At 70.4% G+C, this 26,671-nt stretch carries 24 protein-coding genes and 1 pseudogene; 7 read left to right on the forward strand and 18 right to left on the reverse strand.

All coding sequences use genetic code 11. From position 1 onward, the window contains the following. Positions 1–22: 22 nt before the first annotated feature. From CDO52_RS17670 to CDO52_RS17680, 3 genes are all read right to left on the reverse strand, one after another. Positions 23–430, reverse strand: coding sequence for an AMP-binding protein (locus tag CDO52_RS17670; protein WP_017618311.1), 408 nt, complete (start codon positions 428–430; stop codon positions 23–25). Continuing rightward, positions 427–2,580: a condensation domain-containing protein gene (locus CDO52_RS17675; protein WP_017618310.1), complete on the reverse strand. Its 2,154-nt coding sequence runs from the start codon at positions 2,578–2,580 to the stop codon at positions 427–429. Before CDO52_RS17675 ends, CDO52_RS17670 begins: the two co-directional genes overlap by 4 nt. A gap of 357 nt (positions 2,581–2,937) precedes the next feature. Beyond that, positions 2,938–4,173 carry an AI-2E family transporter gene (locus CDO52_RS17680; RefSeq protein ID WP_017618308.1) on the reverse strand — a complete coding sequence of 412 codons (1,236 nt, stop codon included), beginning with the start codon at positions 4,171–4,173 and terminating at the stop codon, positions 2,938–2,940. Positions 4,174–4,407: 234 nt separating this feature from the next. Here CDO52_RS17680 and CDO52_RS17685 point away from each other — a divergent pair, with 234 nt between their 5' ends. From CDO52_RS17685 to CDO52_RS17700, 4 genes are all read left to right on the forward strand, one after another. Further along, positions 4,408–5,016, forward strand: coding sequence for a hypothetical protein (locus CDO52_RS17685; protein ID WP_051060708.1), 609 nt, complete (start codon positions 4,408–4,410; stop codon positions 5,014–5,016). Positions 5,017–5,132: 116 nt separating this feature from the next. Beyond that, on the forward strand, positions 5,133–5,369 hold the full coding sequence (rpmB, locus tag CDO52_RS17690) for a 50S ribosomal protein L28 (protein ID WP_017618307.1): 237 nt from the start codon (positions 5,133–5,135) through the stop codon (positions 5,367–5,369). 3 nt (positions 5,370–5,372) lie between these two features. Further along, on the forward strand, positions 5,373–5,678 hold the full coding sequence (gene rpsN, locus CDO52_RS17695) for a 30S ribosomal protein S14 (protein ID WP_017618306.1): 306 nt from the start codon (positions 5,373–5,375) through the stop codon (positions 5,676–5,678). Positions 5,679–5,948: 270 nt separating this feature from the next. Continuing rightward, on the forward strand, positions 5,949–6,674 hold the full coding sequence (locus CDO52_RS17700; RefSeq protein WP_017618305.1) for a hypothetical protein: 726 nt from the start codon (positions 5,949–5,951) through the stop codon (positions 6,672–6,674). Between the two features lie 132 nt (positions 6,675–6,806). Here the strand turns inward: CDO52_RS17700 and CDO52_RS17705 are convergent, their stop codons facing one another. From CDO52_RS17705 to CDO52_RS17720, 4 genes are all read right to left on the reverse strand, one after another. Next, positions 6,807–7,061 (reverse strand): hypothetical protein, encoded by a 255-nt coding sequence (locus CDO52_RS17705; RefSeq protein ID WP_017618304.1) that lies wholly within the window; start codon positions 7,059–7,061, stop codon positions 6,807–6,809. Between the two features lie 120 nt (positions 7,062–7,181). Next, positions 7,182–8,555 carry a sensor histidine kinase gene (locus CDO52_RS17710; protein WP_051060709.1) on the reverse strand — a complete coding sequence of 458 codons (1,374 nt, stop codon included), beginning with the start codon at positions 8,553–8,555 and terminating at the stop codon, positions 7,182–7,184. A gap of 339 nt (positions 8,556–8,894) precedes the next feature. Next, positions 8,895–9,149: a 30S ribosomal protein S18 gene (rpsR, locus tag CDO52_RS17715; protein ID WP_017618302.1), complete on the reverse strand. Its 255-nt coding sequence runs from the start codon at positions 9,147–9,149 to the stop codon at positions 8,895–8,897. Between the two features lie 65 nt (positions 9,150–9,214). Next, entirely contained in the window at positions 9,215–10,396 is a 1,182-nt protein-coding gene (locus CDO52_RS17720) for a CobW family GTP-binding protein (RefSeq protein WP_017618301.1), read from the reverse strand. A 204-nt stretch (positions 10,397–10,600) separates the two neighbouring features. On the opposite strand from CDO52_RS17720, the gene CDO52_RS28835 reads away from it, so the two are divergent. Continuing rightward, positions 10,601–11,041 (forward strand): SSI family serine proteinase inhibitor, encoded by a 441-nt coding sequence (locus tag CDO52_RS28835; protein ID WP_017618300.1) that lies wholly within the window; start codon positions 10,601–10,603, stop codon positions 11,039–11,041. 78 nt (positions 11,042–11,119) lie between these two features. Here CDO52_RS28835 and CDO52_RS17730 read toward each other — a convergent pair whose 3' ends face one another. The 9 genes and pseudogenes from CDO52_RS17730 to CDO52_RS17770 form a co-directional block, all read right to left on the reverse strand. Beyond that, positions 11,120–11,905: a TIGR03943 family putative permease subunit gene (locus CDO52_RS17730; protein ID WP_017618299.1), complete on the reverse strand. Its 786-nt coding sequence runs from the start codon at positions 11,903–11,905 to the stop codon at positions 11,120–11,122. Next, complete coding sequence (locus tag CDO52_RS17735) at positions 11,905–12,975, reverse strand: permease (protein ID WP_026125731.1); 1,071 nt, start codon at positions 12,973–12,975, stop codon at positions 11,905–11,907. Before CDO52_RS17735 ends, CDO52_RS17730 begins: the two co-directional genes overlap by 1 nt. Positions 12,976–13,108: 133 nt before the next feature. Further along, entirely contained in the window at positions 13,109–14,566 is a 1,458-nt protein-coding gene (locus CDO52_RS17740; protein WP_017618297.1) for an alanine/glycine:cation symporter family protein, read from the reverse strand. Between the two features lie 1,103 nt (positions 14,567–15,669). Continuing rightward, positions 15,670–17,192: pseudogene (locus tag CDO52_RS17745) on the reverse strand (DEAD/DEAH box helicase). Positions 17,193–17,493: 301 nt separating this feature from the next. Then, a complete protein-coding gene (locus tag CDO52_RS17750) occupies positions 17,494–18,309 on the reverse strand; it encodes an enoyl-CoA hydratase/isomerase family protein (protein ID WP_094932544.1) in 816 nt (271 codons plus the stop codon). A 137-nt stretch (positions 18,310–18,446) separates the two neighbouring features. Next, positions 18,447–18,653 (reverse strand): helix-turn-helix domain-containing protein, encoded by a 207-nt coding sequence (locus CDO52_RS17755; RefSeq protein ID WP_033299892.1) that lies wholly within the window; start codon positions 18,651–18,653, stop codon positions 18,447–18,449. Between the two features lie 239 nt (positions 18,654–18,892). Beyond that, positions 18,893–20,491, reverse strand: a complete 1,599-nt coding sequence (locus CDO52_RS17760) for an ABC-F family ATP-binding cassette domain-containing protein (protein ID WP_026125729.1) — start codon at positions 20,489–20,491, stop codon at positions 18,893–18,895. A 104-nt stretch (positions 20,492–20,595) separates the two neighbouring features. Beyond that, positions 20,596–22,029 carry an AI-2E family transporter gene (locus tag CDO52_RS17765; RefSeq protein ID WP_094932850.1) on the reverse strand — a complete coding sequence of 478 codons (1,434 nt, stop codon included), beginning with the start codon at positions 22,027–22,029 and terminating at the stop codon, positions 20,596–20,598. Between the two features lie 135 nt (positions 22,030–22,164). Beyond that, positions 22,165–22,572 (reverse strand): YccF domain-containing protein, encoded by a 408-nt coding sequence (locus CDO52_RS17770; protein WP_017618292.1) that lies wholly within the window; start codon positions 22,570–22,572, stop codon positions 22,165–22,167. 284 nt (positions 22,573–22,856) lie between these two features. Here CDO52_RS17770 and CDO52_RS17775 point away from each other — a divergent pair, with 284 nt between their 5' ends. Both CDO52_RS17775 and CDO52_RS17780 read left to right on the forward strand, forming a co-directional pair. Beyond that, entirely contained in the window at positions 22,857–23,522 is a 666-nt protein-coding gene (locus tag CDO52_RS17775) for an MBL fold metallo-hydrolase (protein ID WP_094932545.1), read from the forward strand. 490 nt (positions 23,523–24,012) lie between these two features. Next, positions 24,013–24,312, forward strand: a complete 300-nt coding sequence (locus CDO52_RS17780) for a WhiB family transcriptional regulator (RefSeq protein ID WP_269769149.1) — start codon at positions 24,013–24,015, stop codon at positions 24,310–24,312. Between the two features lie 227 nt (positions 24,313–24,539). On the opposite strand, the gene CDO52_RS17785 is transcribed toward CDO52_RS17780, so the two are convergent. Beyond that, positions 24,540–25,844 (reverse strand): phosphoribosyltransferase family protein, encoded by a 1,305-nt coding sequence (locus tag CDO52_RS17785; protein ID WP_026125728.1) that lies wholly within the window; start codon positions 25,842–25,844, stop codon positions 24,540–24,542. Positions 25,845–26,041: 197 nt separating this feature from the next. Further along, the gene (locus tag CDO52_RS17790) at positions 26,042–26,608 is read right to left on the reverse strand and encodes a GNAT family N-acetyltransferase (protein WP_017618288.1); all 567 of its coding nucleotides are present in this window, start codon (positions 26,606–26,608) and stop codon (positions 26,042–26,044) included. Between the last annotated feature and the right edge of the window lie 63 nt (positions 26,609–26,671).

The following is a 26,671-nucleotide window of genomic DNA, read 5'->3' on the forward strand; positions in this document are numbered from 1 at the left end:
GGCGCACCACCGGGGTGCCGTTCTACTGCCTGCTGGCAGGTCGAACGCCGGACACAGCGTTGTTGTTCCGCCCGTGGTTCCCGGCCCTAACCAGGGACGTGAGCCGGTCAGCCGCGTCAGGGGCGCATACCGCGCACACCGGGGCGGAATCGGCCAGCGCGCGGGCCATGCGGTCCGGATGCTCCAGGTCGAGGGCGAGGTGAGCGGCGCCCGTCCGCATCACGGCGACCAGGGCCAGGACGAGGCCGGGCGAGCGCGGCAGGGCGACCGCCACCTCGGTTCCCGGACCGGCACCGTGCGCGGTGAGGTCGCGCTCCAGCTGTTCGACGCGTTCGTCGATCTCGGCGATCGTGAGCTCGGTGTCCACGGCGAAGGGGAGGACGGCGAGCCCGGTGCCTGGGGTGTCCTCCCGGTAGGGAGCGCTGTTCATGTGAACCTCCAGGTGGGGTGGGGTGTACCACGGTGAACGGCAGCGATGCCGGCGTCGCGCGCGGCCCCGCCGACGCGCGCGGGGCGGGACGCGCCGCCCGCGACCGACGGCGATCGCTCGGGCAGGATGAGGATGACGGCCGAACGCCCGCTGTCCTGGCGTTTCTCGCCGGGCGTGGCCTCCAGGTCGCCGATCGGGCGGCGGGGGTGGGCGATGCACTGGGACAGCAGCCGCAGCAGGCGCGCGACGATCGTGTCGGCGGCGGAGCGGTCGAACCGGTCCGCCGCGTATCGCAGGGTCAGAATCGACCGGCCCTCCTCCGGTTCGTCGACGACCGCGAATTCCAGTTCTCCGAGGGCGGCGGAGCTGCCGTCATCGTCGATGACGGTGTCCAGGCCGAAGAGGCGGCGCGGACGCTCCGGCCGGGTCGCGTGCGACACCGTCACTTGGAGCAGGGGCGCGCGGTGCGGGGCACCGGCCGGGGTGGGGGCGCTCGCGTCGGCCACCTGGTCGAGCGGAAGGTCGGCGTGGGCGCGGGCCGTGCGTGCGACCGTCTGGACCCGGTCCACGACATCGCCGAAGCAGGGCGTGCCGGAGAGACCGGCACGCAGGACGACGGGCCGCTGGAACATCCCCACCGCGTCGCCGAGTGCCTCGTCCGCGCGATCGGTGATCAGCGCGGTGAGGGGGATGTCCTCTCCCGCGCCGAGCCGGTGCAGCAGGACGGCCACGGCGGCGCGGATCACCGTCGCCGGTGTCGAGCCGTGGTCGCGGGCGAAGGTGGGCAGGCTCCGGGCCAGGGCGGTCGGGATTTCGGTGCGAACGACGCCGACTGTGTCGGTGCGTGTGGCCGGGGAGCGGGCCGGGGGTGCGGTGTCCTGCGGGTGACCGCCGCTGCCGGGGACGGTGGAGGGGATCGTGGGCAGGGCGATGGTCTCGGGGAGGTCGGCCAGTTCCCGTGTCCAGAACGCGCGGCGTCGAGCGGCCCTGCCGCGGGGGTCGTCCGCGCCGAGCAGCGCGCGCTGCCGCACCGCGTGGTCCGCGTACCGCAGGGGCAGTGGCGGCCAGGTCGGTGCCGTGCCCGCGCGCCGGGCGGTGTAGGCGGCCTGCAGGTCCCACAGGAACGGCCCCTGGGACGCCGGGTCGACGGCGATGCGGTGGAAGAGGTGGAGAAGCACGTACTCGCCGGGGGCGACCGTGAACAGGACCATCCGGAACGGCGGCTCCGCCTGGAGGTCGAAGGGGCGGCGGACGGCGTCGGCCAGAAGCGCCTCCACATCGCGGTCGACGGCATCGACGACGTCGAGAGGATCGCGGACGGCATCCGCGTCCAGGACCTCCTGGCAGGGCTCCCCGTCCCGCTCCGGGTAGCGGGTGCGCAGGGGCTCGTGCAGGCCGACCACGTCGCGCGCGGCCGAGCGCAGGGCGTCGATGTCGAGGGCGCCGCGGAGCCGTACCACCCACCATCCGTTGTCGGGCTCCCGCTGGCCGCGCATCCGTCCGAGCGCCCACACACCGCGCTGCTCCGTCGAGAGAGGGATGCGCTGGTCCCGGGCCGGTTCCCTGCGTCCCCACCCGGCCTCGTGCAGGGTGACCGTTGGACCGGGGGCGGGGGTCGGCGCATCGGGATTCGGGGCCGCGGGTCGGTCCGCTGCGGCGTCGGGACTGTGTTGGCGTTGGCGTCGGCGTTGGCACTCGGCGTCGGTCAGCACCTCGATCTCGCTGATCGGCAGGTCGGGTGCGACGAGCATGGGGACCAGAACCTGCTTGAGCCGTTCCGCCGGGCCGGGGCCCTCCCCCTGCCCCAGGGGGCGCAGCAGGCGGCGGAGGGAGAGCGGTGGGGTCGTCTCTGCGCTGAGGCGCCCGGCGAGATCGGCGGCACGGGCCCGCGCCAGGGCTTCGCGCGAGGTGGGATCGCCGGAGAGGTCGACGCGGTACGGCCGCGGCAAGGTGGTGGGGCGATCCGCGGTCGCGTCCATGCGGTGCAGCAGGATGGCGATGGCGGTCCGCAGGAACACGGACGGGCTGACGCCGTGGTCCTCTGCGGCCCGGCGGATGGCCCGGTGGGTGGCGGCGTCCACGCCGAACGCCAGAATCGACGCCTCATCGTCATCGTCGGTCGGGCACGCCTCGGTCACGGTGACGGTCATCGGACGCGGGTTGTCCGGGGGTCGATGGCGTCGACGTACTCGGCGGCGTGCACCGCACCGTCGGATGGTCCATGGCCGACGCCGATCCGGGCATCGGTGGACACGGGCTGCTGCATGGAGGTCACTGGGGTCCTTTCGGGCGACAAAGGCCAAGCAAACCTTACTAAGGTTACGCTTACCTAACCAGCCGCTCGACAGTCTTCGCTCCCGATACATGTGGTGTCAACCCACAGAAACGCGACAAACCCCTCATTGGCCGGATTCCGGCCCTCGCTCCGACACGGTCCACTCCTCCTGGACACGCCGACACGACCCCGGCGACCGGCCGCTCGGGGCTCGCATCGCCGCCCGATGGCGCTACCTCTCCTCGAGCCGCGGGAAGACGACCTTCTTCAGCACCAGCGTCACGGCGGCGGCCACCGGAATGGCGATGAGCGCGCCGACGAGCCCCAGGACGGCGCCGCCGAGCAGAGCGGCGGTGATCGTCGCCGTTGGCGCTACGTCGACCGCGTGCCGCATGATGCGCGGGGAGATCACATAGCTCTCGATCTGCTGGTACACGAGGAAGAACACCAGCGTCACCAGGCCGAGGACGGGATCGCCGACCCCCACCGCGATCGTCGCGGCGAGCGCCCCCAGCGTGGTGCCGATGAGCGGGATGAGCGCGGTGACCGCGACGATCAGCGCGAGGGTGAGGGCGTAGTCGGAGCCGATGATCACCAGGAACACCAGGGCCACGATCCCGCTGATCAGTGCGATGAGCAGCTGACCGCCGATGTAGGACCCGATGCGCTCGATGATCTCGTCACCCAGTTCACGCACGCCGGCGCGGCGCGAGCGCGGCACCAACCGGTAGCCGACCTCGGCGATGCCGGGCAGCGAGGCCATGAAGAACAGGGTCAGGACGAGCACGGTGAACGTGGCGATGAGCGAGTTGAGCACCGCCTGGCCGATGCCGAACACCCCGCCGAACACCTGCTGCCCGAAGTTGGGGTCGGTGATGAAGGATTGGAACCTCGCCAGCAGCCCGAACCGCTCGTCCAGGTCGGCCATCAGCCGGTTGTCCTGGAGCTGGGTCGCGTAATGGGGCACCCGCGAGATGAAGTCCCCGACCTGCTGCGTCAGCGGTGGCACGATCGCCCAGATGAAGGCGGCGACGAACGCGATGAGGGCGACGCAGATGATAAGGATGGCGCCCCAGCGCGGGATCCGCCGCTTTCGCAGCGATTCGACGATCGGGTTCAGCCCCACGGCGATGAACAGCGCCACCAGGATGTAGATGACGATGTCGCGGGCACCGACGAGCGCTTGGAAGAGCAGCCACGCGGCGAACACACCCAGCGCGCCGGTGAAGCCGAGCATGAAGAAGTTGAGGCGCCCCGGACCCGTGTCGACGGGGGCGCTGTCGGCCGACGGCGCATCGTGGGACGCGTCAGGCCCTGAGGGTTCCCCGCTCCGCCGGTCTGCCGGGACGTGCCCCGGCTCTCCTTCCGAGGCAGCCGATCCGCGCGGCTCGTGCTCCGGCTCGGGCCCGTCCCCTCCCCCGTCGCCGCTCGCGGCTCCGTGCCCTGCCCCGCTCTGCCCGTCGACCACGTCCGCCTCCATTGATCACGAGAACCGGCGCACCAACGCTAGCCAACGCCCCGGCCGACCCGACCGAGGCGCGCGACACCCCGTCACTCCCTCCCGGGGCCATCCGCATACGCAGCGTAATCTCATCGATGTCGGAAACCTTCACCGGGCATGCTGGCTCGGAGATTCCCTTTTCCGGCGCTCGGCTCGACGTGCGGACGGACGCACACCCACGGAGAACGGGGAAGACGACGAATGCAACCCACCGGAGCTCTCGCCCGACGGATCGCGGCGGCCGGGGCCGGGGCCGTCATGGCGCTCACGCTGCTCGGCGCCGCAGCGGCCGATGCCGGCCCGCAGGTGCGCGGCGGACCGGAGCATCGGGACGACAACGACGACCCGAAAGACCCGAAAAACGACGATCCAAAGAACGACGACCCGCAGGACGAGAAGCCGAAGGATGACAAGCCGAAGAGCGACAAGCCGAAGGACGAGAAACCGAAGGACGAGAAACCGAAGCACGACCCGTGGCTGTACGACCCGGCCCTCATCAAGGACGGCAAGGTCGCCTCCACCAAGAAGACCGAGTCCGGGACCATCCACATGGCCTACGGCACCTATCTCGGTATCGAGTACGCGTGGGCGTGGGTGGAGGATCCGGCCGACCCCGACCACCATCTCACTCTGGATGTCGACCTCGACGGCGATCGGCGGTGGGACGACGCCCGCTACGTGCGCCTCGGCGACCGCCAGTACACCCCCGGGTACCCCACGGCGAAGTCGAAGGACCGGGCGTTCCAGGCCTGCGTCCTCAAGGACACCGCCAAGCCCTGCAAGGCCGACTTCCGCACGCCGTGGTGGTGAACGAGCGACCGTGACGCGGTGACGCGCTTCGCCTCCCCCCACCCAGAATGAAAACGGTTTTCATTTCGTGTAAGCTGCTCTCCTCATCACGACACCGACCGAGGAGACAGTCAGTCATGTCGCGCGTCTGCCAGGTCACGGGCAAGCACCCGGCCTCCGGCAACAACGTCTCGCACTCCCATCAGCGCACCAAGCGCCGCTTCGACCCCAATATCCAGAGCAAGCGCTACTGGCTGCCCAGCGAGCAGCGCTACGTCAGGCTTCGGGTGAGCGCCAAGGGGATGAAGGTGATCGACAAGCGCGGAATCGAGCGCGTCGTCGCCGACATCCGCGCGCGCGGGAAGCGGGCCTGAGCCATGGCGAAGAAGAGCAAGACCGCCCGCAACGAACAGCGCGCCCTGGTCGTCGCCAAGTACGCCCAGCGCCGCGCCGAGCTCAAGCGGATCATCAAGCACCCCGACACCGACCCTCGGACGCGCGCCGAGGCGGTCCTCGAGCTGAACCGGCAGCCGCGCGACGCCAGCCGGACGCGGCTGCGCAACCGCGACTCCGTCGACGGCCGCCCCCGCGGTTACCTCCGCAAGGCGGGGGTCTCTCGTATCCGGTTCCGCGAGATGGCCCACCGGGGCGAGCTTCCCGGCATCCGCAAGGCGAGCTGGTAACCGCCGCTCCGCTTCCTCCTCATGCCGCCGGGCCTCCCCCGCGGCACGCCGCCCCGGCCCGGACTCCGCCCCGTCCTGGAGTCCGGGCCGGACGCGTCCGCGGCCAATTCCGGCCACGTGTGTGCGCGGGCACCGTCGATCGTTTTGCCAGGCACCCCCGGTGAGAGTTATCTTTTTGATTCGGCGTGGCTTTTCGGCTGAGTGCCGCAGCGGGCGGTATCTGATGGAACGGAAATTAATAGCATAATGGATGCGGACTCGACCCAGGTAATGACCAGGACCGGGGAATTCACTTTCGAAGGAGCCTCCACACCGCAGTGGGAAGCGGAGGTCCGGGCGCGGCTCGCCGCGGGCGTACACCGTTTCTCCGGCCCCCTGTCCGACCTGATCGCGCGGGATGCCAACGAGGGCGATACGCGGATGTTGGTCGCGGATTTCCTCAGCGAAGGGCTCAATTACAGCAAGTACGGCGAGCTGACGACGGAATACCGCACCTCCGGGGAGTCCATCGATTATGGAATCCTGCTCGACGACCGGGTGTTCGCGTTCGTCGAAGTGAAGCACTGCGGCCAGGAGCTCGACCACCGGAGTCTGCGCCCGGCGAAGTCGCAGGCCGGCGAGGACGGCGTGGAATGGGTGCTGCTGACCAACGGCCGCAGGTGGCAGGTGCACCACGTCGGAACCGCGGAGACGCGTGGCAGCGGACTCGTCCTCGACGTGGACCTGCTCGATGCCGAGGACGCGCAGGAGACCCTCGACCTGCTGTTCCACCTGACCCGCGAGGCCGTCGAGGACGGCCGACTGGATGACCTGCGCCGGTGGCGCGAGGCGCTCGTGGCCGAGCAGCTGGCCGATGCCCTGCTGTCCGACGCCGTCATCGAGGCGGTCCGCCTCGAGGTCCGCCGCCGCACCGAGCACGCCGGGCACCTCGGCGACACCGAGGACATCGCGCGCACCCTGCGCGAGGACGTCATCGCCCGGGGCCTCCTCGGTTGAGGAACCCTGTGGGGAACTCGTGGACGGGGTCGGCCTGATCCGTGGCTCCGGCGCACCACCGCTCGCCCGGTGGTGCGCCACCCCCTGGGGGCATGGGAAGCGTGGACGTGGGGTCGTGGCGCGCTCCTCCCGTCATGATTCGACGTGCAGGGCGCCGCTTTCTGTCGACTCCCGCGGTGCCGGAAGCTCCTCGTCCTCTTCTTCCTCGTCGGCCGCCGACGGCGGCACCTCCTCGGCGACCTCCTCAGAGATCCCGAGCTCGTGGCCGATCTCGGCCTCCTCGATGACCAATTCCTCTTCAGGCGGGTCGTCGATGTACCTCTGGTAGAGGTTGATCTCCGATTCCTGCAGGTCGTTTCCCAGGTCATCGGTTCTGTCGTCGGGCATCCTTCCCCCCTCGACTGACACCCTGACACCTTTGCCCTGTACATTCCCCATTCCGACATCCGCGACAAACCCCGCCCCGCCCATTCTCACCGGGTCCCAGCCCCCGCATGGCGCCGCAGGTCAGGCGCGCGGCAACCGCAGAGTGAACACCGCACCGCCCAGCTCCGGGCTCTCGCCCGCGTCGATGTGGCCGCCGTGCGCGACGGCGACCTCGCGGGCGATCGCCAGACCCAGGCCGCTGCCGCCCGGATCGCGGCGGCGGGATTCGGCGAGGCGGGAAAAGCGCTCGAAGATCTGCTCGCGGTCCCCGGGGGCGATGCCGTGCCCGTCATCGTGGACCCGCACGACGGCGTCATCGCCCTCGGCGCCCACCGTGACGAGGATGCGGTTCTGGGCGTGCCGCTCGGCGTTGGCGAGCAGGTTGACCAGGAGGCGGGCCAGCCGCAGCCGGTTGCCCGCGACGACGACGTCGGGGGCGAGCGCCGTCGTCACCTCCTTGGCCGTCACCCTGCCGCGCACCTCCCCCGCCGCGAGTTCGGCCAGGTCGATCGATTCCCGAGCGCAGCTGACATCGGCGTCCAGACGGGCCAGTTCGAGCAGGTCGTTCACGATCCCCTCCAACCGCTCGACGTCCACGAGCGCGCCGCGCAGCGTCTCGGCCGCCTCTCCGCACTCGGGCTCGGAGAGCTGGAGCTCCAGGCGAACGCGCAGTCCGGCGATCGGGTTGCGCAGTTCGTGTGAGGCGTCGGAGACGAAGCGGGCCTGACGCTTCATCGCCGTCTCCAACCGGTCGAGCGTCGCGTTGGCGGTGCGCGCCAGGCCGGCGATCTCGTCGCCCGTGTCGGGCACGGACAGGCGGTGGCCGAGCTCTGAGGCGGTGAGCCGCTCCAGGTCGGCCCGGATGGTCTCCACGGGGCGCAGCGTCCGGCCGACGCCCCACCAGGTCACCCACCCGACCACGGCCAGGATGACCAGCCCGAGCACCACCAGGATGAGCTCCAGCATGAGCCCCGACAGCAGCGCGGGTTGCCGTGCCGCCGCGTAGACCATCACATCGCCGTAGCTACTGTTCTGCTCGCGGAAGCCGACCACCGTCAGGCACCCGGCGACGGCAGCGCCGGTCCGGCACACCGTGGTGTCGATCCGGAAGTCGCCGTGCTCCGGCCGGACACGGGTCAGCGGAGCGTAGCCCTGCACCGTCGCGCTCGCCGCGACCACGCGGCCGTCCTCGTCGACGATCTGCAGGCGCGTGACACCGCCCTGGGCCGGGATAGGGCCGTCGAAACGCCGCTGCATGGAGAGTTCCACGACATGACGCGCCGCCGCGGCGGTGTGGTCGGACAGGTCGCGCTGAATGGCGTCCCGGGTGAGCAGCGACGCCGCCGTGATGGCCAGGACGAGGACGGCTCCGATCACGACGACCGCCGCGGCGGTCACGCGCGACCGGATCGAGCGGGAGCCGCGATCGTGGCCGCCGGAGACGTCCCTGGGCATGGCGGAGTCGCCTCCCTGCACTGGCAGCCCCTCCCCTGGTTCGGGTCGTCCCGATGCCGCCCCACCGACCCGCGGAAGAGGCGAACGTGGCGAACTCAGCGTGAGAGAAAAGATTTCCCGATCGCCCAGTCAACGTCTGATAACGACGTTACCCGCCGTGTGCCCACACGCTGGCAACCAGCGAGCGCCACGCCGGGCGCCCCTCGCCTGCGGCCCTCGGCACGGCGCGAGTGACCGGGCGCGGTCCAGGCCCCGAGGACCAGGGGTGCCCCGGCTGGGCGTCGGGCGGCCGGATGGGCTTCTCCCCCTCCCGGCCGCCCGTGCGAGGCGCGCACCGTGTCAGCTCCGCGCGCTGTCGGGCCGGTCGCCGTTGGGATAGGGCAGCAGCGCCATCTCGCGGGCGTTCTTGATGGCGGCGGCGATCAGGCGCTGCTGGCGGGCGGTGACGCGGGTGACGCGGCGGCTGCGGATCTTGCCCTTGTCGGAGATGAACTTGCGGAGCAGATCGACGTCCTTGTAGTCGATGTAGTCGACGTTGTGCAGCGGGTTGGCGAACCTGCGCGAGGGCTGCGGCCTGCGGCGTGGGGACGGCATACGGGGGTGTCCTTCCTGTGTGTTGCGGGTGGGGTCGTCAGGTCGGCGGCGACGCGGTCAGCCCGTCAGGACGTCGCGTCCAGCAGCTCGGCGAACGGGTCGTCGGCGCGGTCGAAGGTGAGCGAGGTGTCGGCGATCTCCTCCTCGGTGAGCAGGCAGGAGTCGAGGACCTCGACCAGGCGGTCGGTGTCGAGACCGACCCCGGTGAAGGAGATGCACTGGCACCGGTCGCCGCATTCGGGGACCCAGTCGAGGGTGGCGGCGGCCTTGCGGTGATCGGGGACGAGCTCCCAGGCGGCGTCGGGCAGCGCGGCCAGCCACGGACCGGCGGGCTGCATGGCCAGCGACGCCCCGGCGGCGTCCCAGACCAGCATGGTGTCGGGGTGACTGGCCAGCCAGAACCGGCCGCGGCTGCGCAGTGAGACCGCGACGACGTCGTCCAGCGCGGCGTGCAGTCGCCCGGGGTGCATGGGGCGGGAGCGCCGCCAGGTGACGGTGCGGACGCTGCCCATCTCGCAGCGCTCCGGTGGCTGGGCGGCGGTCGGGTCGGTGCGCGCGGCCGCCGCCAGGGGGTCGAAGCCGCCGTTGGTGAGCGCGTGCAGCGTGGCCCGCTCGGTGGGGACGACGGCGGCGGCCGGGTTGAGCTGGACGAGCACGGCGGTGCACTGCTCGCGTACCTCGGGGTCGCGGTCGCCGCCGTGCAGGGCGAGGGCGGTCGGGTACTCGATCTGCTCGGCGAGCACTTCGGCGACGGTCCGGTCGTCCTCCTCCGCGACGGCGAGACCGCGGTCGACCATGTCCTCCGTGGTGGACAGGTCGGCGATCAGCCGGTCGGCGGCGACGACGGTGATGACCGAGGAGAGGCGCAGCCAGTGGGCCACCGGGCGGCGGTTGACGACGGTCCCCGTCAGCGCCTCGGCGATGGGGCGGGGCTCGACGCCGTCCCAGGCCTCGACGATGTAGGTGGAGTGCTCGCCGCGCTCGGCCAGTTCGCACAGCAGGGGGATCAGGTCCTCGCGCAGTGTGCAGGACACACAGGCGTGGACCAGGTCGACCCGGGTCCGGTCGACCTCGCCCCAGCGGTCGCGTGTCACGCGCTGCACCTCGCCGTCGGCGATGCGGCTGAGGTCGTGGTGGATGGCGATCGCCCGGGGGTCGGCGTGGAGCAGCTGGTCGACGGCGGCGGACCGGGCCGCGCCGTGCAGCCCGGCCACAAGGACCACCCGGGCAGGCAGGGCCTGGGGCATCTGGGGCACCTCGACTTTCGGTATTGAAAATGATTATCGTTATCTTACAACGATGCCAGCGCCCCGCGCACAGCCCCACCCGGCGACCTGCACGGCCGACACTCCCCGGGGAATCCAGCGACATCACAGACTGAGCACTTAAAGTTGTTACTCAATTACTTTTAGTGACTACACCATCGACTGGTTCACCTCAGGAGACAGACCATGCGCAAGCGCTCCCTTGCGAGCGCCCTCGCGGCGTTCGCCCTCGCCGGGGGCCTCGTACCGGCCTCCGCCGCCCCCGCTACCGCCGGAGCGCCGGACAACATCCCCAAGCGCCCAACCGCGGTCCTGCACTTCTTCCGCGGCGACGGGCAGGCGGCCCTCATGGGCAAGGCCTCCGTCGCACGCGACTACGTGGGACGCCTGACCTGCGGCCCCGCCGGCGGCGACCACCCCGACGCCAAGGAGGCCTGCAAGGCCATCCGCGAGGCCTCCGGCCGACTCGAGGACATCCCGCCGCGGAAGGGGACGTGCACGCTGGAGTACCGGCCGGTGCCCATGGAGGTCTTCGGCGTATGGGAGGGCGAGGCCGTGCACCACGCGCGGACGTTCGGCAACCCCTGCCTCGTGGGGGTCGAGGCCGCCGGCGTCTTCAACTTCTGATCCCGCTCCCACCAGGGCCGGCGCCGCCCTCTCCCGCTTGGAGGGCGGCGCCGCGCCGTTCCCGCGCTCAAATCCGGACTACTCGTAGGGGTCGGGCGGGTTGTCGACCTCGGTCATGTTGTCCACCGAGAAGCGGTGGTCGCGGACGGACTGCAGCTCACCTTCGGGTTCCACCCAGGTGCCGCGCACTGTCCACCAGCTGTCCTTCTCCGGTGTCTCATCGACGTCGGTGATCAGCACCCGGTTCACGACCGCGTCGGCCGCGCAGCACGAGATCTGGAGCCGGGCCAGGTACCAGCCCTCGCCCTCCGGATGGGGGACGACGAACCCGGTCAGCTCGATGGGGCGTCCGGCCATCGCGCGTTCCTCGTCGGTCCAGGCGCGCAGGACGAATTCCTGCAGCTTGAGCTTCGCGGGCTCCGAGGGGTCGGTCTCCGCCAGGGCGTCGTCGTAGCGGCCCTCTTCGGCCTCGGTCGTCGCGGACGTGGGCGCCGCGGACGACGACTGGCTGGCGGTGTAGGACCCCAGCGCGGGCGGGGCGATGACGAACACCGAGATCACCGGCAACAGGAGCAGCCAGGCCACCCCCGGAGCGCGGGAGTGGTCATGGCAGTCCCCGTCACCTCCCCCGGCGCAGGCCGAGGCCGGCTCGTGGTCTGCGCCCGCATCGTCCTGCGCGGCGGCGGTGCGAACCTCGGCGATGACAAGCCAGGCGCCGAGCAGGACCAGCATCACACCGGCCCCGATGAGGAAGAACCTGAAGTAGGCCTGGACGTAGTTGAGGTAGAGGTCGGAAACGACGGTGCTGCTCAGGGCGGCTGCACCCAGCAGCACCAGCACGAGTCCCTGTGCGATCCGGTTCACTACAGCAGTCCTCCGATCAGGAAGCTGAGGGCGAGCGCCACGACCAGGCACAGCGGCACGAAGCGCGCCACGAACCCCCAGCCGAACGTACCGGCCTGCATCGCGATGAGCTTCAGGTCGACCATCGGGCCGACGACCATGAAGGCGAGCTTGGCCGTGGGAGAGAAGTCGGTGAGGCTGACCGCGACGAACGCGTCGGCCTCCGAGCAGATGGACAGCAGGATCGCCAGCAGCGCCAGGACGAGTACCGACACCACCGGCATCCCGGCGACGGTCAGCAGCCACTCACGCGGCACAAGCACGTTCAGGCTGGCCGCCGCGATACCGCCCACCACCAGGTAGCCGCCCGCGTGCATAAGGTCGTGGACCATCGAGTCGCGGAACACCACCCACTTGGAGACGGACGGATCGTGGTTCCGCTGCGGCAGGCGCAACCAGTCGGCCTTGCCGAAACGGACCCAGAACCAGCCGACGACGACGGCCGCGCCCAGGGAGGCGACGAACCGTGCCGCCACCATCTCCGGCTGCCCGGCGAACGCGACGGCGGTCGCCACCATGACAACGGGGTTGATCGCGGGGGCCGCCAGAAGAAAGGTCAGCGCGACAGCGGGCGCGATACCACGCCTGATGAGGCTTCCGGCGATCGGCACCGACGCGCACTCACAGCCGGGCAGCAGCCCACCGGCCAGTCCGGCGGCGGGAACCCCCGCCGCCGGACTGCGGGGCATGACGCGCTGGTAGAAGGACGGCGGCACGAAGGCGGTCAGCGCTGCGGACAGCGCGACACCGAACACCAGGAACGGCAGCGCCTGCAGGCTGATCGCGGTGAAGATGGTGGCCCAGGCGAGGAACGCCTCGCTGGTGAGCCGGTCGGAGAGCCAGGCGTTGCCCAGGGTCAGCGCCGAGATGAATACGGCGAACATCCACACGGTCGCCGTACGCCGTGGGCCCTTGGGGCGCCCCCAGTCAGAGGGCGGGAGGACGTCGTCGTGTGTGTCCCAGCCACTGACCAGGGAGTCGCCGAGAGAGGAGGGGGTAGCGGATGCGCTTCCCGGCGGCCTTTCGGGCACGGTGATACTCCGTCAGTCGTCGGATCGCTCGCGAGGCACCATACCGGAAATCGTTTTCATTTGTGACACGACGCGCGCACACGACACGAGGGGGAGCCCCGCTCCCCCTCGCTCATCGGTTGCGGCGACGCTGTCAGGAGCGCGTGGCCGGGCTTCCGTACTCGTCCGATTCGCTGCCCCAGCACTGGACGCCGGTGAGCTGCGGGTAGTTGTCGCGGCTGAACACGGGGTCGATCCCCCGGCGGCGCTGGTCGGTGTAGTCCCTGAGCAGGATGAACGCGATCCCGCACAATGGCGCGAGGGCGATCAGGTTGATCGTCGCCATGACGCCCATGGACACGTCGGCCATGTTCCACACCAGCTGCAGCGGCGCGAACGAGCCGAAGAAGACCATGACCAGGACCAGGACCCGGTAGCCGGTCATGACCCCGGGCTTGGCCGACAGGAAGGCCAGGTTGGACTCGCCGTAGTAGTAGTTGCCCAGCACGGAGGTGAAGGACAGCAGGAACATGATGATCGTCAGGGCGTGCACGGACCAGCTGCCGAGGTTGGCGGCCAGGGCTCCCTGCGTCACGGCGATTCCGGCGTCTTCGCCGTAGGTCGGGTCGGACATCAGCACGATGAAGGCGGTGACGGAGCAGACGAGCAGCGTGTCGAAGTAGACGCCGAGCGTCTGGACCAGGCCCTGCTTGACCGGGTGGGTGACGGAGGCGGTCGCGCCCGCGTTGGGGGCCGATCCCATACCCGCCTCGTTGGAGAACATGCCGCGGCGCATGCCGTTCATGATCGCGGCGACGAGGCCACCGGTCACGAACTCCTTGAGGCCGAAGGCGCTGGCGACGATGTCGGAGAGGATGGCCGGCACCTGCTCGATGTTCATCCCGACGACGACCAGGCCGAGGAGGATGTAGATGATGGCCATGAACGGCACGAGCGTCTGGGCGACGTGCGCGATGCGCCGGACGCCGCCGAAGATGACCAGGCCGGTGACGAGGGTGAGGGCGGCACCGATGGCGATCTCCAGCCCGTGCCCGGTGGTGAATCCGAGGGAGTCGGCGGAGCCGACGATGGAGTCGGCGATGCTGTTGGCCTGCACCGAGTTGAAGACGAAGGCGAAGGTCACGGTGATGACGACGGCGAACAGGACGCCCATCCAACGCTGCTTGAGGCCGTGCAGCATGTAGTAGGCGGGGCCGCCGCGGAACCCGGTCGACACGGGGACCTTGTACAGCTGGGCCAGGGTGGACTCGACGAACGAGGCCGCGCCGACGACCATGGCCATCAGCCACATCCAGAAGACCGCGCCCGGTCCGCCGAGCGTGATGGCGACGGCGACGCCCACGATGTTCCCGGTCCCGACGCGCGCGGCCGCGGAGATGGCGAAGGCCTGGAAGGAGGAGATCTCCTTCTTGCCGTCCGGGGCGATCCCGGGCTGGCTGCGGATGACCCGGAACATCTCGGGCAGCAGCCGGAGCTGCACCACGCCGGAGCGGACGGTGAAGTACACCGCGAGCACCAGCAACAGCGGGATGAGCAGAAAGGTCCAGAAGGCATCGTTGAGCGTGACAATGCCGTCGTTCAGTGCGTCCACGCGGTGACTTTCTCCTTCGAGAGGGCACGGCGAACTCCACCCACGGACGGGGTGAACGCGATGCGGGCGGTCTGCGGTGGGTCCTGTGCCAAGGAGGCGGCCGACGGATCGGCGGCCCGGTGGTATCCCGGCCCCGTTGCGTCCATCTTCGCGCCGACGGGTGGCTTTGCCCCATATCGACACGCGTGAGGACACGGTGGCCCCGCAGAATGACGACAATAACACCTATCTGCGCGCTATATCCCGTTCGTCCGCATTGGCGGGGGCTACTGATGCGTAGCTGATACGCATTCGTGTCCGTCCGTGCCACGGGCGTGCCGTACGGGACGCCACGGATATCCCCCAGATCGGAGACGGGGGTCTGCTGGGCGGCCTTGTCGGCGTGTGGCTGATCCGATGTTCGGTGGTGAAAAGCAGCACCGACGGCGGTGGGGGCTGGGGGCGCCGGCCCCCTGGCGAGTGGGGCGGGGCCGGGCGGGCGTTGGGGGCATTCACCACTGGAACGTCCGGGGCCCGTGATGTGGGGCGGCGCCGACGACAGCAGGGGTGGGGCGCCCCTGTTGGCTTGCGGGCGGGACGGGGCGCCTGGCGGTCGGACCGGAATTCCGCTGTTCCGCTGGACGTGAGAGCACTTCCGCCATACGGGAGCCGAGGCGTCCTCTCGCCGATGATCACGGGAATTCTTCCGATTTCCGGCCGTTTTCCGGAAGAATTCCCATGATCATCGCGCAGAGGCCCGGTAGCTCCCGCATAGCGGAAGTGCCCTCACGCGGAGCGGAACGGTGGCATTCCGGCTGGTCCTGGGGGCGGCAACCGGCTCGGCCGGATCCGCGCTCCCACGCCTCCCAAGGCGCAGAGAGCGTTTTCCCGCCCCGGGGCACCGTGCGCCCACCCGCCGGACGACCGGCGCCCCCAGCCCCCACCGCCCTCAGTGCCGCCCCGCGCCGACGAGGCCCGGTCCGGACACTGCATGGACAGCAGGCCGCCGCCGTGACCCCAGGACTCCTCCGCCGCCCACGCAATTTCCAGCTGCGGAAGCGCGAACGACGATGGCCGCCTCTCCCCCGGGGGAGAGGCGGCCATCGCGGTGTGATCAGACGCGATCAGCCGCGCGGGGCGCTGAAGTCCCTGCGGTCGCGGTCGCCGCGGTAGGAGGAACGCCCACCACCGCGCCGGTCATCGCCCCGGCGTCCGCCGCGGTTGTCATCGCGCCGGTCGCGACCGAAGTCGCGGCCCCGCGGTCACCGGACGGGCTGCGCTCACCGTCGAAACGGCGGCCACCGCCGCGGTTGTCGCCGCGCTGGTCGCGACCGAAGTCGCGGCCCCCGCGGTCACCGGACGGACGGCGGCGGTCGCCGCGCGGGCCACCGTAGCCGTTGCGACGGCCGCGCGGGCCGCCGCGGCCGCGGCGCGGGCGCTCGGGCTCCGGCGGCTCGATCCACGGCTCCCAGGAGGGCTCGCGCGCCCCGGTGATCTCGGACAGCAGCTCGTCGCCGGGGTTGACCATGTGCTGCTGGGCGTCCACCCCGGCGTCGCCGAGGAGTCGGCGCGCCAGGCGGCGCTGGTTCGGCGCGACCAGGGAGACGACAAGGCCGGACTCCCCGGCGCGCGCCGTGCGGCCGCCGCGGTGCAGGTAGTCCTTGTGCCCGGTGGGCAGGTCGACGTTGACCACCATGTCGATGCCGTCGACGTGGATGCCGCGCGCCGCGACGTCGGTGGCGACGAGCGCCTGGATGCGTCCCTCGCGGAACTTGGCCAGCGTCTTGGTGCGCACGCTCTGCGTCTTGCCGCCGTGCAGGGATGCTGCGGGGACACCCGCGTTGACCAGCTGCTCGCTGATGGTGTCGGCGCGGTGCTTGCTGCGCACGAACAGGATGGTGCGGCCCTCGCGGGCGGCGATCAGGGTGGTGATCTTGTTCTTGTCGCGGGGCAGCACCTTGAGCAGGTGGTGCTCCATGGTGGTGACCTGCGAAACCGGCGGGTCGACGGAGTGGGTGCGGGGCTCGTTCATGTAGCGGCGCACGAGCTTGTCGACGTCGCCGTCGAGCGTCGCGGAGAACAGCAGCGTCTGGCTACCGGCCTGCACCTGGTCGAGCAGTTCGCTGACCTGCGGCATGAAGCCCATGTCGCACATCTGGTCGGCCTCGTCGAGCACGGACAGCTCCACGGCGTCGAGCTCGACGGCGCCCTGATCGATCAGGTCGCTGAGTCGGCCCGGCGTGGCGACAAGGACGTCGACGCCGCGCCGCAGCTCGTTGATCTGCCGGGTGTAGGAGCTGCCGCCCACGACGTCGCCGACGCGGGCACCCAGCACCTGGGCGTAGAGACGCAGGGCGTCGCGCACCTGGTGCGCGAGCTCACGGGTGGGGACCAGCACGAGGCCGCGGGGGCGGCGCGGGGCGGCGCGCTTCTCGGCGGCGCGTGCCAGCAGGGGGAGGCCGAAGGCCAGGGTCTTGCCAGATCCGGTGCGGCCGCAACCGAGGACGTCGCGTCCGGCGAGCGCGTCGGGGATCGTCGCGGCCTGGATCGGGAACGGCTGGGTCACGCCGTTCTGCGCCAGCTTCTCGACGATTTCCTCGGGCAAGCCGAGGTCAGCGAAAAGCGGGCATGCTTCATTGTCCGTCAAGTGACGTAAACCTTCCTCATCAATCGGCGGCGTTTCGAGGAAGGCTCCGCAACCCTACGGGCACAGCGAAGAAATCACACAAACGCGCCGGAAACGCGACTCGGGGGTGATGGAAAGCTCCCCCGGCGCCGAGCGGCCCGGCGCGCCGGATGCGCGCAGCATGAAGTGACCGCCTGATGCAGCGTACTAGAACTCATCCCATAACAGGGGCGCGGCCCGGCGAATTCCCGGGTGATCCACGCCTCCCCGCCCTGCCCGGCGGGGCTGTGGCCGGGGCTGCCCCGGCCACAGCCCCGCCGTGTCAGACTCCGAGCTGTCGGGCGAGAGCGTTGAGCCGATCGGCCTGCGCCCGCCGCTCGGCCACGATCTGCTCGTCCAGGCTGTTGTGGGGGGCCTGGAGCAGCAGCTCCTTGGTCGCGGCGGCGGCCTCGGGCGAGGTGGCGAGCAGCGCCGCCACCAGGTCCTGCACGGCCGACTCCAGTTCCGAGCCGTCGACCACGAGTTCGGCGAGCCGGAGCTCGCGCGCCTCGGCCGCGCCCACCTTGCGCGCGGTGAGGCAGAGCTCGATGGCGCGGCTCACCCCGACGATGTCCACCAGCGGCTTGGTGCCGGTGAGGTCGGGGACGAGCCCGAGCGCGGGCTCCTTCATGCACAGCTGCGCGTCGTCGGCCAGCACCCGCAGGTCGCAGGAGAGGGCGAGCTGGAACCCGGCACCGATCGCGTGGCCGCGCACCGCCGCGATCGACACGATGTCGGGTCGGCGCAGCCAGAGGAAGCCCTCCTGGTACGCGGCGATCGTCGCGTCCAGAGCCGACCGGCTCTCGGCGTCGTCCCCGATGTTCGTCAGGGCGGATGTCTCTCCTTCGACACCCTCCGGGGAGAACATGGCGAGGTCGATGCCCGAGGAGAAGGTTGATCCTTCACCATCAATCACAACAATACGGACAGATGGGGGCAGCGTGTGGCCGACATGGGCCAGAGTCGTCCAGGTTCGTCCTGTCATGGCGTTGCGGCGCTCGGGACGGGACAGGGTGATCGTCGCGACCGCGTCCTCGATCTCCAGCCGCAGCCCGGCCGCGGCCAGATCGTCCTTCGAGGGGAGTGCCGTCTCCACCATGTCCTGCCTCCGCATATCCGCTGCGCCCGGCCGACCGGGCACGCCTTCGGTTCACCTTCGACGGTCGCCCACCCTAGTCCGCCGACACCGGCGAACTCCGATGGGGGCCGCCCCAACCAGGATCGATCACCGCGTGATCAGGCGCGACGGGTAGCACCGCCACGACCACGCAAAGTCACGCCGGCTTCCGTGAGAAGACGGTGCACGAACCCATAGGACCGCCCCGTCGAGGCGGCCAGGGAACGGATGCTCTCGCCGTCCTCATAACGTCTCTTGAGGTCATCCGCGAGCGCAGAGCGCTCGGTGCCCGTCACGCGGGTGCCTTTTCTCAAGGTCTCGGCCACGAGTTCCTCCTGTGTGCTCTCAGTGATCGTGTAGCGACATTGCAGACCATGATCAGCCATGGCGACGCGACTGGCTACCCATCGGGAGCGGCACACAGGTGTGTCGAGCGACGTGGCGGGTTTCGGACCGCAGATAACCCGGGCCGAAACCGGAAGGGTGTCAACCCGAAGGCCTATAAGAACGTCCGTGTATCCCGGACGGCCGCCGGGCCCGGGGAAGGACCCCGGGCCGGTGCGGCTCAGGCCAGGGCGATGAGGTCGGCGAACTCGGCGTTCCAGATGTCTTCGACACCGTCGGGCAGCAGGATCACCCGTTCCGGCTGCAGCGCGTCGACCGCGCCCTCGTCGTGCGTGACCAGCACGATGGCGCCCTTGTAGTTGCGCAGCGCGGCGAGGATCTCCTCGCGGCTGGCCGGGTCGAGGTTGTTGGTGGGCTCGTCGAGCAGCAGCACGTTGGCGCTGGAGACGACCAGCGTGGCCAGCGCCAGCCGGGTCTTCTCGCCACCCGAGAGCACGGCTGCGGGCTTGTCGACGTCGTCGCCGGTGAACAGGAACGAGCCGAGCGTGCGCCGGGCCTCCACCTCGGGCAGGTCCGGGGCGGCGCTCATCATGTTCTCCAGCACCGAGCGGTCGGGGTCGAGCGTCTCGTGCTCCTGCGCGTAGTACCCCAGGCGCAGCCCGTGGCCATCGATGACCCTGCCGGTGTCGGGCTTCTCGACCCCGGCCAGCAGCCGCAGCAGCGTGGTCTTGCCCGCGCCGTTGAGGCCGAGGATGACCACCCGGCTGCCGCGGTCGATGGCGAGGTCCACCCCGGAGAAGATCTCCAGCGACCCGTAGGACTTGGACAGTCCCTCGGCCATGAGCGGGGTGCGCCCGCTGGGGGCGGGGTCGGGGAAGCGGAGCTTGGCGACGCGGTCGGCCTTGCGCTGCCCCTGCACCGAGTTGAGGATCTTCTCCGCGCGGTTCTCCATCTGGTGGGCGGCTCTCGCCTTGGTGGCCTTGGCGCGGAACTTGTCGGCCTGCTTCTGCAGAGCGCCGGCCTGCTTCTCCGCGTTGGCCTGCTCGCGCTTGCGGCGCCGCTCGTCGGCCTCGCGCTGGGTCTGGTAGGCCTTCCAGCCCATGTTGTAGATGTCGATGACGCAGCGGTTGGCGTCGAGGTAGAAGACCTTGTTGACGACTTCGTCGACCAGCTCGACGTCGTGGCTGATGACGATCAGGCCGCCCTGGTGGGACTTGAGGAAGTCGCGCAGCCAGATGATCGAGTCGCCGTCGAGGTGGTTGGTCGGTTCGTCCAGCAGCAGGGTGTCGGCCCCGCTGAACAGGATGCGCGCCAGCTCGATCCGGCGGCGCTGGCCGCCGGAGAGCGTGCCGAGCGGCTGGCCGAGGACCCGCTGCTCCAGGCCGAGGCTGTTGGCGATGGAGGCGGCCTCCGACTCGGCCGTGTATCCGCCGAGGATGTGCAGGCGCTCCTCGGCCCGCGCGTAGGCGCGCACGCCCTTGTCCCGGGTCCTGTGGTCGTCGCTGCCCATCTTCTCCTCGGCGACGCGCATCTCGCGCAGCGCGTCGTCGATCCCGCGCGCCGAGAGGATGCGGTCGCGGGCGATCTCGTCGGGGTCCGCCGTGCGGGGGTCCTGCGGCAGGTAGCCGATGGTGCCCGAGGAGGTCACCCGACCGGCGGAGGGCAGCCCCTCGCCGGCCAGGACCTTGGTCAGCGTCGTCTTACCGGCGCCGTTGCGGCCGACCAGCCCGATACGGTCACCGGCGCCGACGCGAAAGGAAGCGGACTCCAGCAGCAGCCGGGAGCCCACACGCATTTCCAGATCAGAAGCGTTCAGCATGGGAGTAGAGGAACTTTCTCTCTAACGAGGGTGTGCGGCGGCGTCGTCGGGCGCACTCGGTCATGGCCGGGGCCGAAGGGGACGGAACGGGGATCAATCCGGAATCACGCGCACGGGCTCAACAGTATCCGCAACGCTCCTCCGACGCGCGTGATTTTCACCGCCCTCCGTCCTGCCGTCCTGTCGGCGCGCCGACAGCGGCGGGGCCGCACCGGACCGTCGCCGGTGCGGCCCCGCCGGGCGCCTACTGCTCGGTGTTGTCCTGCTCGGACCGCTCCGGGATGGTGGGAGCGGCCGGGCGGCCGGGGCGGCCGGCGCGGCGGGGGCGCGCCGCCCGCGTCCTCGTCCCCCTCCTCGGCCTGCTCCGCCGCGGACGGCGTGGAGGGCCGGTTGCGCAGCAGCGCCGCGAGCACCGCGACCGTGGGGGTGGCCAGGAACATCCCCGCGATGCTGGCGACCAGACCGCCGATGGTGATCGCCAGCAGCACCACGGCGGAGGGCAGCTCCAGCGCCTTGCCGTAGACGCGCGGGGCGAAGACGTGGCTCTCCAGCTGCTGGACGATGATGACGACGGCGACGACGATGAGCGCGATGACCCAGTCCTCGGTGACCAGCGCGACGAGCGCGGCCAGCAGGCCGGTGACGAAGGCGCCGATGACCGGCAGGAACGCGCCGATGAAGGTCAGCACGATCAGCGGGATCGCCAGGCTGGGGTCGATCAGGAAGATCAGGAAGACACCGATGCCGACCGCGTCGATGAGGCCGACCAGGGCCACGCCGCGCACGTAGCGGCCCATCACCCCGTAGGCGATCTCCCCGGCGGCACCCAGGGAGCGCCGCGTCTGAGCCGGGAACAGGCTGAGGAGCCAGGTGACCAGCCGGTCGCCGGAGTGCACGAAGTAGATGGTCAGCACCAGGACCAGGATCAGGCCCACCAGGAGCTCGGCCACGCTGGACCCGGCGGCCCAGGCCTGGCTGACCCAGGTGGCCCAGTCCTCCTGCAGCGCCCCTTGCGCCTGCTCGGTGATGTTCTTGATGAGCTGGTCGACGGCCTGGGGGTCCTGCCCCATCGCCTCGGCCAGTTTGGGGAGGCCTTCAATGGCCTCCTGAACGCTCTGGACCAGTCCGCTGAAGCCGTCGATGGCGGGCTGCACGATCATCGTGATGACACCGCTGAGCACGACCAGAGCGCCGATCATGGCGATGGTCGTGGACGAGCCCCGCCCCAGGCCGTGGCGGCGCAGCCAGTTGGTCGGCGGCATGAGCAGGGCGGTGACGAAGACGGCCAGGATCACCGGGATGACCGCGAGCCGGACCTGCACCAGCAGGTAGATGATGACCGCGATGAACAGCCCGATGACGAGGATCCGCCAGGCGGCGGTGCTCATTCTGAGCAGCAGGTCCTCATCGTCGGGGGTGGTGGCGTCCTGCGCGTTCGTCTCCGGTTCGGGGTCGGGCTGCTCGGCCACCACGGCCCGCGCCGTCTTCCGCCTCTTCAAGAACGACTCCAGGAACGACCACGTCCCCGGTCGGTTCATCCACACATCGGCCCCTTCGCTGTTGCCCTGCCGCACCCGGTCACCGGGCCCGCCTCACCCCCCGTGCCCGAGCGAAGCTCACCCACGTCTCGGCCCCGCGGTGCCGAGACGCCGGCACGGACCTCGTGAACCGCCTCAGAACTGCCACGGTTCCCGGACACGACCACTGTGCACGATCTCGTTGCCGAACGGGGCCAACGCCACCGGGATCATCTTCAGCGAGGCCCAGGCCAAGGGCAGGCCGATGATGGTCACGGCCAGGCCGAGCGCCGTCGCGATGTGGCCGATGGTCAGCCACCAACCGGCCACGATGAGCCAGATGACGTTGAGCAGTGTACTGCCGCTGCCCGCCCCCGGCTGGCGCGCCATTTCCCGGCCGAACGGCCACAGCGCGTAGTTCGCCATGCGGAACGAGGCGACGCCGAAGGGGATCGTGACGATGAGGACGCAGCAGATGATGCCGGCGACCACGTAGCCGAGGGCCAGCCAGAACCCGGCGACGATCAGCCAGATGATGTTGAGAATGAGCCGCAGCAGAGCCACGATTCCTCGTTTCTACGTCGGTATGCGGTTTCCCCGGAGGCCTGAGGATGACGGCGCCCCGGTTCATGTTTACCTTCATCGGACGACGTGGCGGCGCTGTCCGTTCCCCGCTGTGTCCCGCACCTTTCCCCTAAGGGGAGGCGGCAGGGCGATTCGTCCCCGGCCCCGCGAGCAGGGTCGCCGATAGGGTCGGTCCCACGTTTCGCGGCCGTCCCGGGCACGGCCGCGCCCGGGACCTCTTCCCCCCGGCTCGGCGGCTTGGACACGACGGAAGGACCTTTGACGTGCACACCGGCACGACGCGGACGACCAAACACGGGCACGCCTGCGTGCGCCTGGAGCGGGACGGCGCCACTCTGGTCATCGACCCGGGAGGGTTCAGCGAACCCGACGCGGCGGTGGGGGCCGACGCCATCGCGATCACCCACGAGCATCCGGACCACTTCGACCTGGACCGGCTGCGGGCGGCGGTGCGGGCCCGCCCGGGCGTGGAGATCTACACGCATGCGGGGATCGCCGAGCAACTGGACGAGCTGCGCGAGCTGGGCGCGCGGGTGCACGCGGTGTCCCACGGCGACACGCCCCGGATCGCCGGGTTCGACGCGCACGTGTACGGGGAGCGCCACGCGGTGATCCACCCCGACATTCCGGTCATAACCAACATCGGTTTCCGGATCGACACATCGACGGGCGGCGTCTTCCACCCGGGGGACGCGCTGACCGTGCCCGAGGACCCGGTGGACACGCTCCTGGTTCCCGTGCAGGCACCGTGGTCGAAGGTGAGCGAGGTGATCGACTACCTCCGCGAGGCCGCGCCGCGCTCGGCGCTCGCGATCCACGACGGCCTGCTCAGCGAGGATGGAGCGGACGTCTATGCCCGCGTACTCGGGATGACGGTGGCCGACGTGGACTACACGCGGCTGCTGCCGGGCCAGCAGCGCGACCTCTAGCCGCGCCGGCGGCGGGGGCGGCTCCGCGCCGCCCCCTCTTGGTCTAGACCGGAATGTGATGCGTGCATCAGGGTTCACCCCTAGGCACGGACCGAAATCCCCCATACGATGTCTGAGGTCCGGCTGAAACAGGCTGGTTCTCGTGATTCACGACCAAAACCGGACAGATCCGCAAAGATCGGTCGCGGATCGGACGGTTTAGGTAACGGTTGAGCGAGTAATTTCCCCACCCCCCGTGCGCAATCGGGAGTGGGGATGGCATGATTACGTACCGGCTCGCAGGGAGTGCGGGATCGCCTCCCCGGCCGTTTGCGTGAGCGCCCGCCGTCTTCGGCGGATCTGCGCCGCAGTGGTCTCCACCACACCGGGAACACCGAAGCATCGCACGGCGTTGCGTCGTGCGGGGTGCCTCACGCCGTATGACCAACGTTTTGTTCTGACCCTAGCTGTTCAACAGCTTACTAGCGAATTCAGTAGAGGTGGTTCAACCATGTCTCAGGTACGTCGGCAGGCCGCGCTGCGCCCCCGCCCGAGCTGGGGGTGGCAGGATGCCGCCGCGTGCCGGGGCGAAGACCTCGTGCTCTTCTTCGGCCCCGATGGCGAGCGCCAGCCGGAGCGGGAGATTCGCGAGCGCAAGGCAAAGGAAATCTGTGGTGCCTGCCCGGTCCGCACCGAATGTCTCGACTACGCGATCTCGCGGCCTGAGAAGTACGGCACCTGGGGCGGCCTCAACGAAGACGAGCGGGCCTCGGAGCGCCGGCGCCGCATGCGCCGCGCCAACGCCGCCTGACCCGACTTCTCTCCCCGGGCTCCGCCCCTGACAGTGGGCGGAGGCATGACACCAGGTGTCCCCTCGCGGGGATGATCCCAGTTCCCTTTGCGGCCCCGGCCTCAATATTCACCCGTGGCGCCCCGACGTAGCACACGTCGAGGGCGCCACGGGTTTTCTGACGCCTTTTCCCGCCATCTTCCGCGGCACCACGGCGCGCCACGCGTTCCCCCACTCTCGATGCGGGGTCAGAGGTGCCGGTCGAACCACTCGGCCACCGCGACGTCGACCTCCTGCCACCCGCCGGACTCGCCGAGCAGCTGCTCGACCCCGGGGACCACACCAAGTTCGTGGGGTGCCCCCATGCGGCTCAGCGCCCATTCGGTGAGTTCGCGGAGGAAGGAGTCACCGCCCTGGACCAGCACGAGGGTCGGCGCCCGCACCCCGGGCAGGCGCTCCTCGGCCAGGTCGATCCGGCCGCCGTGGGCCGCGACCGCCGCGATGTCGTCGGGGCGCCCCGCGGCGGCCACCAGTGCCGCCGGCGCCCCGGCCCCCGAGCCGAACAGTCCGACGCGGGCGTCACCCAGCTCGGTGGCCCGGCGCAGCCAGCCCACCACGTCTTCCAACCGCTCGCCCAGCGTCATGGCGGTGACCTCCTCGCCGCCGCCATTGACGCGGTTCCACTCCTCCGAGGTGAGCAGATCGATCAGCAGAGTGGCCAGTCCCGACCGGCGCATCCGCGCGGCGACCGACCGGTGCCGCGGCTCATGCCTCCCGTGGCCGAGCGCGACGACCACGGCCCCCCGCACGTCGGCCGGGGTCGCGAGATCGCCGTCGAGGTAGACGTCGCCCGCGCGGATCCGCACCGCGCGCTCCGCCTCGGCACCGATCTCCATCTCACGCAGCTCTGTCAGGAGCGCCGTCACGTCGGAGTCGGTGAGCTGGGCGAAGTCGCGGTACCACTCCCCCACGGCGTGGAAGTTCTCCGGCGCGGTCAGCACCACCAGGTCGTCGACCTCGGAGCGCAGCGCCTCCATCGCCGACTGCGAACCGACGGGGACCGCCAGCACGAGGCGTGCCGGATGGGCGCGGCGGACCATGCGCAGCGCCGAGCGGGCGGTGCCGCCGGTGGCGACACCGTCGTCCACGACGATCACATCCCGGTCGGCCAGGCGCGGCGCCTCGCGCGACCCGCGGTAGGTGCGCAGGCGGCGGTCCAGCTCGGCGCGCTCCTGGTCGACGGTGGCCATCAGCGCGTCCCGGGGCACATGCAGGCGCGCGAGGGCGACGTCGTCGAAGGCGACCTGTCCGTCCTCGGCGATCGCGCCCACGCCCAGCTCGGCGTGGCCGGGCAGGCCGATCTTGCGGACCATCAGGACGTCCATGGGGACCCGCAGTCGGCGGGCCAGTTCGGCGGCGACCGGCACCCCGCCGCGGGGAAGGGCCAGCACGATGGGGTCATTGCGGAGCTCCAACGTGCGCACACGCTCGGCGAGCCGACGCCCGGCCTCCGAGCGATCGGTAAACGGCAGCGATACGGGTAGCGGATTCATGATCGTCCGGCGTCTCCGCCCGCCGGTGCGGCGGTGGCGACGCCGCTCCCCTCCCGAGGTGCGGTGGAGAAAGTGCTACCGGGATACCCGTTTCGCCACATCGGACAACATCCTCGGCGGGCAAATCTGCACCCGCCGGCGTGCTGGGCCGTCGCTGGCCCCTGCCCCGGGAATCGGCCGCGGCCCCCGGTGCGGGCTCAGCCCAGGGCCTTGCGGTAGTCGTTCTCCAGCACCGCCATGATCAGGGCGTCGTGGCGGCGCCCCTCCCACAGCAGCGCGTCGCGCAGGCGGCCCTCGACGCCGAACCCGCAGGCGCGGTAGACGGCGATCGCCCGCATGTTGAAGGCGTAGACGTCGAGCCAGACGCGGTGCAGCCCCAGACGGTCGAAGGCGTACTCCAGGACCAGGCGGGTGGCCTCCTTGCCGATGCCCTGCCCGGTGAACTCGATGGCCGACAGCGCGATGCGGTAGGCGGCGCTCTCGTTGTCGGGATCGATGTCGCTCAGGGCCAGCTCGCCGAGGAAGCGCCCCGACGACTGCTCGATGATGGCCAGGTCCACCCGGTCGGTCTGCTCGTCCCTGGTGGCGCACCATCGGCGGATCTCGGTGTAGGTGAACCGCTGATGTGTCCCGGTCAGGCGGCGCACCTCCTCGTCCCGCATCGAGGCATAGAAGTCGTCGGCGTGCTCCTCGCGTACCGGCACCAGGCGGACGTGCTCACCCGACAGAGTGGGTTTTTCACGCAGCGCGCTCAGGTCGATCATCGTTGAGGGGCTCCGGTCGTCTTCGGCCGGATGAGCGGGGATCCGGCTGGGGGTGTGGAGATC

It is taken from the genome of Nocardiopsis gilva YIM 90087 (genome assembly GCF_002263495.1).
In the GTDB taxonomy this organism is placed as follows: Bacteria; Actinomycetota; Actinomycetes; order Streptosporangiales; family Streptosporangiaceae; genus Nocardiopsis_C; species Nocardiopsis_C gilva.

What these genes read in the sequence shown, in the direction of transcription:
- CDO52_RS17760 (WP_026125729.1), bottom strand. Translation starts at nt 20,491, where the DNA reads ATGCTGAACGCTTCTGATCTGGAAATGCGTGTGGGCTCCCGGCTGCTG.
- CDO52_RS17765 (WP_094932850.1), bottom strand. Translation starts at nt 22,029, where the DNA reads ATGAACCGACCGGGGACGTGGTCGTTCCTGGAGTCGTTCTTGAAGAGG.
- CDO52_RS17750 (WP_094932544.1), bottom strand. Translation starts at nt 18,309, where the DNA reads ATGGTGGAGACGGCACTCCCCTCGAAGGACGATCTGGCCGCGGCCGGG.
- CDO52_RS28835 (WP_017618300.1), top strand. Translation starts at nt 10,601, where the DNA reads ATGCGCAAGCGCTCCCTTGCGAGCGCCCTCGCGGCGTTCGCCCTCGCC.
- CDO52_RS17700 (WP_017618305.1), top strand. Translation starts at nt 5,949, where the DNA reads ATGACCAGGACCGGGGAATTCACTTTCGAAGGAGCCTCCACACCGCAG.
- rpsR (WP_017618302.1), bottom strand. Translation starts at nt 9,149, where the DNA reads ATGCCGTCCCCACGCCGCAGGCCGCAGCCCTCGCGCAGGTTCGCCAAC.
- CDO52_RS17705 (WP_017618304.1), bottom strand. Translation starts at nt 7,061, where the DNA reads ATGCCCGACGACAGAACCGATGACCTGGGAAACGACCTGCAGGAATCG.
- CDO52_RS17780 (WP_269769149.1), top strand. Translation starts at nt 24,013, where the DNA reads ATGTCTCAGGTACGTCGGCAGGCCGCGCTGCGCCCCCGCCCGAGCTGG.
- CDO52_RS17710 (WP_051060709.1), bottom strand. Translation starts at nt 8,555, where the DNA reads ATGCCCAGGGACGTCTCCGGCGGCCACGATCGCGGCTCCCGCTCGATC.
- CDO52_RS17720 (WP_017618301.1), bottom strand. Translation starts at nt 10,396, where the DNA reads ATGCCCCAGGCCCTGCCTGCCCGGGTGGTCCTTGTGGCCGGGCTGCAC.
- rpsN (WP_017618306.1), top strand. Translation starts at nt 5,373, where the DNA reads ATGGCGAAGAAGAGCAAGACCGCCCGCAACGAACAGCGCGCCCTGGTC.
- CDO52_RS17675 (WP_017618310.1), bottom strand. Translation starts at nt 2,580, where the DNA reads ATGACCGTCACCGTGACCGAGGCGTGCCCGACCGACGATGACGATGAG.
- CDO52_RS17670 (WP_017618311.1), bottom strand. Translation starts at nt 430, where the DNA reads ATGAACAGCGCTCCCTACCGGGAGGACACCCCAGGCACCGGGCTCGCC.
- CDO52_RS17785 (WP_026125728.1), bottom strand. Translation starts at nt 25,844, where the DNA reads ATGAATCCGCTACCCGTATCGCTGCCGTTTACCGATCGCTCGGAGGCC.
- CDO52_RS17685 (WP_051060708.1), top strand. Translation starts at nt 4,408, where the DNA reads ATGCAACCCACCGGAGCTCTCGCCCGACGGATCGCGGCGGCCGGGGCC.
- CDO52_RS17790 (WP_017618288.1), bottom strand. Translation starts at nt 26,608, where the DNA reads ATGATCGACCTGAGCGCGCTGCGTGAAAAACCCACTCTGTCGGGTGAG.
- rpmB (WP_017618307.1), top strand. Translation starts at nt 5,133, where the DNA reads ATGTCGCGCGTCTGCCAGGTCACGGGCAAGCACCCGGCCTCCGGCAAC.